This is a genomic window from Collinsella sp. AM40-7AC (assembly GCF_003468125.1).
Classification (GTDB): domain Bacteria; phylum Actinomycetota; class Coriobacteriia; order Coriobacteriales; family Coriobacteriaceae; genus Collinsella; species Collinsella aerofaciens_O.
Genome location: NZ_QSGK01000019.1, coordinates 1 through 7268 on the forward strand (window position 1 = coordinate 1; position 7268 = coordinate 7268).

The 7268-nt window shown below is 59.1% G+C and carries 6 protein-coding genes; all 6 read right to left on the reverse strand.

What is annotated here, in order from left to right:
* Window positions 1–289: 289 nt before the first annotated feature.
* The 6 genes from tsaD to acpS are packed head-to-tail and all read right to left on the reverse strand — an operon-like array spanning window position 290 to window position 7113.
* Window positions 290–2674 carry a tRNA (adenosine(37)-N6)-threonylcarbamoyltransferase complex transferase subunit TsaD gene (gene tsaD / locus DW892_RS10155; RefSeq protein WP_117736899.1) on the reverse strand — a complete coding sequence of 795 codons (2385 nt, stop codon included), beginning with the start codon at window positions 2672–2674 and terminating at the stop codon, window positions 290–292.
* Window positions 2661–3167 (reverse strand): tRNA (adenosine(37)-N6)-threonylcarbamoyltransferase complex ATPase subunit type 1 TsaE, encoded by a 507-nt coding sequence (gene tsaE / locus DW892_RS10160; RefSeq protein ID WP_089573670.1) that lies wholly within the window; start codon window positions 3165–3167, stop codon window positions 2661–2663. The genes tsaD and tsaE overlap by 14 nt, the downstream gene beginning before the upstream one ends.
* A 12-nt stretch (window positions 3168–3179) precedes the next feature.
* Window positions 3180–3800, reverse strand: a complete 621-nt coding sequence (locus tag DW892_RS10165; RefSeq protein ID WP_089573671.1) for a uracil-DNA glycosylase — start codon at window positions 3798–3800, stop codon at window positions 3180–3182.
* 8 nt (window positions 3801–3808) lie between these two features.
* Window positions 3809–4954, reverse strand: coding sequence for an alanine racemase (gene alr / locus DW892_RS10170; protein WP_089573672.1), 1146 nt, complete (start codon window positions 4952–4954; stop codon window positions 3809–3811).
* Window positions 4955–4956: 2 nt separating this feature from the next.
* Entirely contained in the window at window positions 4957–6573 is a 1617-nt protein-coding gene (locus tag DW892_RS10175; protein WP_117767346.1) for an NAD(P)H-hydrate dehydratase, read from the reverse strand.
* Window positions 6574–7113: a holo-ACP synthase gene (gene acpS, locus DW892_RS10180; protein ID WP_117655164.1), complete on the reverse strand. Its 540-nt coding sequence runs from the start codon at window positions 7111–7113 to the stop codon at window positions 6574–6576.
* Window positions 7114–7268 lie beyond the last annotated feature (155 nt).

The window sequence follows — 7268 nt, forward strand, 5'->3', positions numbered from 1 at the left end:
CCCATCCCAAATGTGCGGAGCAAAGCTCCGCACACCAACTTTTTCTTTCAGCTAAAGAACGCCGAAAATTCGACGCTGGCTTGTTAACCTTGCTGGACGTTGTCGACGCCAATCCAACTCAGAAGCTATATCGATACAGAAAGGTCCCCGACCGGAGGGGCCGGATATAAGGTTTATCGCGAGTTCCGCACGCAAAGAAGGCCACTTAATGTGGCCTTCGTCTTGCGCAGGACTGTAGAGCAGGAAACCTTATATCCGGCCCCTCCGTCCGGGGACCGCGCCGTACCAGCTACAGCGTCATGTTTGGATCGGCGTCGACGTCGAACGGCGAGATTTCTCCTCGGTCGAATTTACGGCGGGCAACCTCTGCGATCATGGCGGCGTTGTCGGTGCACGCCGAAAGCGGTGGCACCGTTACGCGGATCCCCTGACGCCCAAGCTTCTTGATCATCATCTCGCGCAGATGCGGATTAGCCGAGACGCCGCCGCCGATGCAGTATTCCTTGCATCCGGTGGCATGCAGGGCGTTTTTGGCCTTCTTGTACTGAACGTCAAAGACGGCTGCCTCAAACGAAGCCGCCAGATCGGGCAGGTGAATCGTGCGCCCGGCCTTGGTCTCCTGCTCGATGTAGAGCGTCACGGCCGTTTTAAGACCCGAAAGCGAGAAACGATAGTCTCCCCTGCTGTTAAGCGCGCGAGGAAAATCGATCGCGCGGGGGTTGCCCGTCTCGGCCAGCTTGGAGATGATGGGGCCACCGGGATAGCCCAGACCCAACGCCTTGGCTACCTTGTCGAAGGCCTCGCCCACAGCATCGTCGAGTGTCTCACCAAGTACCTCGTAGTCGCCCCATGCCTTCACGTGCACGAGCATGGTATGACCGCCCGAGACGAGCGTGAAGATAAACGGCGGCCTGAGATCGGGCTGCGCCAGCAGGTTGGCGAACAGATGGCCCTCCAGATGGTTGACGCACACGAGTGGCTTGCCGGCGGCATAGGCAAAGCCCTTGGCGAAGGCGACGCCCACTACCAGAGCACCCACCAGGCCCGGACCCTGCGTCACGCCAACAGCGGCGAGTTCGCTCGGCGCGATGGCTCCACCCTCAAGACCAAGCGATGCTGCGGCATCCTCGAGCGCCGCATCCACGACACTCACAATCACCTCAACGTGTTTGCGCGAGGCGATCTCGGGCACCACGCCGCCAAAGCGGGCGTGAAAATCAATCTGTGTCGACACCTGGTTGGCCAGCATATTGCCATCCGCATCGATAATCGCCACGGCCGTCTCGTCGCAGGAGCTCTCGATAGCGAGCACTAGGCGGCGGCGCTCAATTTCGGCACGCTCCCCCTCGGAGCGCCCAGGCGCAGGCAGCGGCCATACGCGCTGCTCTGCCGCCGTCGGCTCGGGCGAAGCATTATCGACCGGAAGCACCAGGGGCAGCGGAGCCGTCATGACGATGGCGTCCTTGCCGGCACCATAGTAGCCGCGGCGACGGCCAGCCTCGGTAAAGCCCAGAGCGTTATAAAGCGCGGTCGCTCCCTCGTTACCGTCCTCGACCTCGAGCGAAGCCGTAGTGCAGCCGAGCATCTGGGCATCATAGCTCACGTGCGACAGCAGCTTGCGGGCAATGCCCTCACGGCGATGTGCCGGGTCGACGGCGACATCCAGAATCTGCACATCACCGTCCACGACCATACCGCCGGCAAGGCCCAGCAGCTTGCCGTCGTCGTGTGCCACCCACCAACTACGCGGCGCAGCGACGTCCTCGCCCAGTTCGGACAGGAACATGCCCGGCGTCCATGCCTCGTGTCCGGCACCTTCAAAGCAGGCAGCCTCCAGCGCGCTTGCGCCCTCGGCATCCGCCGCGCCCATGGGACGGAACTGCAGATGACGACCGGCGAGCTCATCGGCAACACCCGTAATTTCGCTCTGCGCACTCTCGGCAAGACCAAGACGCTTGCGCTCGTTTTCCTCGGCATCCGAAAGGCGCGTGTAAATCGGCAGGACGCGGGCCGGATCGCCGTCACCCGCAGCGTGCGCGAGCAGCAAGCCCTCGCCCGAAGGCCACCACAGGTCGCGCTCCACGCAGCGGGCGGCCTCGTCCTCACCCAGCAGCTTGCCATAGCGCACGAGACCGTCACCGGTCAGCTGAACCTGGCCCCAGTCCGCTGCTTGGCGCCACTCATCGAGCGCCACGGCGGCCTTGACCACGTGTTCGCGCTCAAATTGACGCTCGGGACCCTCATCGACCAGCATATACAGCGCCGGATATACCTCACCGCGCATAGCATCGGCCAAGATACCAAGCTTGCCGCGCACGCCAGCCTTCCACGCCGTCCAAGCGCAAGCGTCGAGCGTCGACACGCCCAGCAGCGGAACATTGGCACCACGCGCGAGGCCCTTGGCAGTGGAGATGCCGATGCGCACACCCGTAAAGGACCCCGGGCCGCGGCCGACCACATAGCAACCAACATCGCTGCGATCCAGACCGGCTTGAGCCAGCACGCCATCAACGGTATTCACGAGCTCAACGTTGGCGTGACGGCGACACATGTGGTCGCCACTCACGAGCTTCGTCTCACCCGTCTGCCCATCAATCCAGCTTGCCGCGCAGGCAAGCATGTCAGTCGAGGTATCGAGCGCCACCACCAGCGCGTTGTCGTTATGCAAGCTCATCTTGTACAGCCTTATCAATCAAATGGGAAAGCTCCATTGCGCGGTCACCGTGCGCCTCAAGCGTTATCGTTCGCACGTCGCTGTCGCCCTCATCACGCCTGAGCGTCACCGAAAGATACTCATCCGTCAGCTCGTCCTGGAATTGTTCGCCCCATTCCAGCAGGCAAGCACCCTCATAGCCCAGCACATCGAAAATGCCCGTATCCTCGAGCTCGTAGGCATGCTCCAGGCGGTATAGATCAAAGTGAAACAGCGGAATACGACCTTGATCGTGAACGGCCATGAGGGCGAACGTAGGGCTCGTAACCATATGCCCATCGCCCAGCCCGCGCGAGACGCCCTTGGTAAAGTGAGTTTTGCCCACTCCCAGGCCACCGGTCAGGATGAGCACATCGCCGTCCTCAAGGCACGGTGCAATTAGCTCGCCAAAGTACTCCGTATCGGCAGCGCAAGTCGTTTTGTAAGTACCTACCCCCAGGCGCTCCAGGGACATATATGCTCCTTATTATTCCGAGGCGTCCTCTGGCGCGGGATGTCGCTCCAGATAGTCGCCCAGCATCTTAAAGTCTTCCTCCAGCAGCTCCTGCCACGCCGGATTGCGCAGCGCTGCTGCCGGATGGAACGTGGGCATTACCACAAAATGCCCCATCTGGTGGAACCTGCCGCGCAGCTTAGTAATGCCAATCTCGGTCTTTAGCACAAAGTGCGTCGCGGGGTTGCCGAGCGTCACAATAATATCGGGCCAGATGCTTCGAATCTGCTCACGCAAAAATGGCGAGCAAGCCAGCACTTCCTCGGGACGCGGATTGCGGTTTCCCGGCGGGCGGCACTTAAGCACGTTGGCAATGTAGACGTCTTCGCGTTTGAGCCCCGCCAGCGACAAAATGCCGTTGAGGTCCTCGCCTGCCGCCCCCACAAAGGGCTCGCCCTGCAAATCCTCATTGCGGCCCGGCGCCTCGCCAATAAACATCACGCGAGCGTGGGGGTTTCCCACGCCAAACACGATGTTATGGCGCGACTGGTAAAGCTGGCAAAGGTGACAATCGCCCAGAACGGCCTCGATCTCCTCGAGTGCGACCTCACGCGGCGCCTGATGGCTATGGCCGGGGATGTGCATGACGCCCATAGCGACTCCTACACGTAGACCTTGTCGAGACGCATACCAAAGCCGCAAGCGACCTCGTAGTTAATCGTGCCGCGTAGGCGCGCCATCTCGTCCATGGTAATCTCGGCATCTCCATCGCGGCCGACAATGATCATCTCGTCACCATACTCGGCCTCGGGAATCTCATGCGCCGGGTTGGACTGAATGGCGACCATAAACTGGTCCATGCAGATATTGCCCACCTGACGCACACGCTCGCCGCGATACAGCACGTCCATACGATTGGAAAGCGTACGCGAAAGGCCATCGGCATAACCGATCGGAAGGGTGCAGATCTGAACGCGCGTGCGCGGTACGCGGTAGGTAAAGCCGTAGCCCACGCCCTCGCCCATCGCAGGATGCGCCACGCGCGTCACACGCGCGTGGACGCTCATGACGGGATCAAGCTGCATCACGCGACCACTCAGCTCACATGGCTGCAGACCATACAAACCGATGCCGGCACGAATCATGTCAAAGTGCATTGAAGAATCGAGCATCGAGGACGGCGTATTGGCACAATGCACGATACCGCATTCAAAACCTGCGTCCTTAATGGCCTGAACGGCCTCGGTAAAACGCTGGCACTGCAGCTTGTAGTCCCAACCCGAAGGTTCATCGGCCGTGGCAAAGTGCGTAAATACGCCGTCGCACTGGATGCCGCGATGGAAACTGATGCCGCGTACAAAGTCGAGCACCTGTGTGTAGTGAACACCGATACGATTCATGCCCGTCTCGATGGCAAGATGGTACTTGCCCACCTTGCCCGCCGCGACGGCGCATTCGCCATACGCAAGAGCAAAATCGGACGTATAGACCGAGGGCATGATATCGAATTCGAGCAATGCAGGAATAGCCTCGATAGGCGGCTCACTTAGAATCAGGACGGGCTTAGTAATCCCGCCCTGACGGAGCCCAACGCCCTCGTTAACCGTCGCCACGGCAAACATGTCGGCACCGGCCGAATACATGATCTTGGCACACTCAACAGCTCCATGACCATAAGCATCGGCCTTGACCACGCAGCACAGGCGCTGACGCGGATTCAACAAGTTCTTATAGGCCCTCGTGTTGCGACGGAGCGCCCCGCGGTCGATCTCGACCCAGGACCAGCGCGTCAAATCGGCTTTATTCATGATTAGTCATCCGACCCTTCGTCCATGATTCCCAGATCTTCGAGCGCATCCTTTGCCGCCAGCTCCATGGCAGGACCGATCAAGTCGATAAGATCGGTCGCGATGACGCTCTTCTCACCATACTCCGTCGCCGCGGCAAAACCGGCGTAGCTGTGAAGTGCGACGGCGTACGAATACAGCAACTCCCAACGATCCATCTCGTCGCGCATGGTGGCAAGCGTGCCGGCCAAAATACCCGCGAGAACATCACCCGAACCGGCAGTTGCCAGAGAAGCCGGACCCGAGAGCGGCAGCAGCACACGCTCAACGCCACAGATAGCCGTCGTCGGCCCCTTGGCAATGACCACCAGATTGTCGGAGCCTGCAGCCCAGACAACCTTCTGCGCGGCCGCAATCGCGGTACCAAGGTCGTTCACCTCGTCACCGGCAACCAGGCGCGAAAGCTCACGATAGTGCGGCGTCATAACCAACGGCTGCTCGCGGCGATACATCTCGGGGTTACTATCAATACCGTCAATGGCAATCTTAGCAAGGCAGTTGAGTGCATCGGCGTCCAAAATTAGCGGTACATCAAGCTCGAGCAAGCCCGAAACCACCTGCATAGCGCCGGCAGACGTCGTCATACCGGGACCGCACAGCACGCAGCTGTACTTCTTTGCGATCTCGCACACCGCCATGCGCGCAGCGGCGCCAAAGGAGCCGCGGGAATCAGACGGAATAGCAAAGACCGGAATCGAAGGAAGTGCCATGCGAATGAGATTGGCGCAGGCGTCAGGAGCCGCGACTGCCACGTAACCAGCACCCGCGCGAGCTGCAGACTTGGCCGCCATAATGGCAGCACCAGGATATTGCGCAGATCCGGCGACAATAAGCACGGAGCCACGGGAATACTTATCGATATTCGATGGTAGCGGAGCAAAGTAATCAACTAAGTCACCGGGCTCGACAATCTCGGCGGCGTGGTCGACATCATCGATGACCTCGTCAAGACGGTCGTAAAGATTGCCGCAGATCAAATCGCCAGCATACTCAGGACCATCAGCGCTATACAGACCAATCTTGGGCGCAATCATCGTCACCGTGCGCTCGGCACGAATGCAGTCGTCATCAACAACGCCCGTCTCTGCATTCAGGCCCGAGGGGACATCAATGGATACGACACAATCGGCGCATTCATTGACCGTAGGAATCCAAATGGAGAACGGCGCACGCAGATTCCCGTGGAAACCGGTACCAAAAATGGCATCGACAACAACATCGGCCTTATCGATCAAAACCTCGAGTTCATCACGCGAGGGGCCGACGCAAACGTGCACATCGCGGCCGGCAGTACGACGAGCAACATGACGTGCCAGAGCAGCAGGAATCTCATCCGGTTCAACCGGAGAAACGATATCCACGTCCACACCCTTATGGCTCAGGATATCGGCGGCAACCCAACCGTCGCCGCCATTATTACCAAAACCGACCAAAACGAGAACCCGATCAGGATTGAGCTTCAAGACCTCGTTAGCGGCAAACTCACCCGCTAGCTCCATAAGCTCGGCCTTCGAAGTCCCTTCGCGTTCGATGATATCCTCGAGACGAACGACTTCTTCGGTACTCAAAACCGGTTTCATCTATGCTCCTAGCGTATCTTGCGAAGCATCGCCCAGGTGCTCCGTCAATGCTGAATTCTGCAGCTGCTCGAGCTCATCTAATACAGAGCGAGCCTCTTTAAATGTCTGCGCAACGCGTTTCTTGGTGCTCACCTTTTCATCTTTTGGCTTAGGCCGAGCATCTTCGGTAATCGCGATGGCATTCGCAACGGCCAAGTCTCCCGTAAGCGTAATGGAAAGAGCGACCTCAACAACGCCCAGTTCTTGAGCGATCTCGAGAGCACGGCCCGAAAGCAGCGCCTTCGGTTTGCCGAGTTTATCACGCGTTACCGAAACATCCTTGCGACCCACGCCTTGACTAAAACCCGTGCCGAGAGCTTTAAGCACCGCCTCGCGCGAAGCAAAGCGGCTCGCATAGTGAGCAGCGGGACGCGATGATGCATCGCAATACGCACGCTCTTCTTCGGTAAACACACGCCGAGCAAACGATGGCGTCTTTTCAAGAATTGATTTCATGCGGGAAATCTCGACGATATCAACGCCGATACCAGCTTCAGCCATGTTCACCTCCATATCGCACAGACTAAGTTATTGTAGCCCGTTCACAGAAGATGCGACAAACGAGGGTTATAAAACACAGCTACTATGTGAGACAAATTGCCCGAGATACAAAAAAGGGGGAGGCCGCGAGGCCTCCCCCTTCTTCAAGTCATCCG

Coding starts and splice junctions, on each gene's coding strand:
- tsaD (WP_117736899.1), bottom strand. CDS start 2,674: ATGAGCTTGCATAACGACAACGCGCTGGTGGTGGCGCTCGATACCTCG.
- tsaE (WP_089573670.1), bottom strand. CDS start 3,167: ATGTCCCTGGAGCGCCTGGGGGTAGGTACTTACAAAACGACTTGCGCT.
- DW892_RS10165 (WP_089573671.1), bottom strand. CDS start 3,800: ATGGGCGTCATGCACATCCCCGGCCATAGCCATCAGGCGCCGCGTGAG.
- alr (WP_089573672.1), bottom strand. CDS start 4,954: ATGAATAAAGCCGATTTGACGCGCTGGTCCTGGGTCGAGATCGACCGC.
- DW892_RS10175 (WP_117767346.1), bottom strand. CDS start 6,573: ATGAAACCGGTTTTGAGTACCGAAGAAGTCGTTCGTCTCGAGGATATC.
- acpS (WP_117655164.1), bottom strand. CDS start 7,113: ATGGCTGAAGCTGGTATCGGCGTTGATATCGTCGAGATTTCCCGCATG.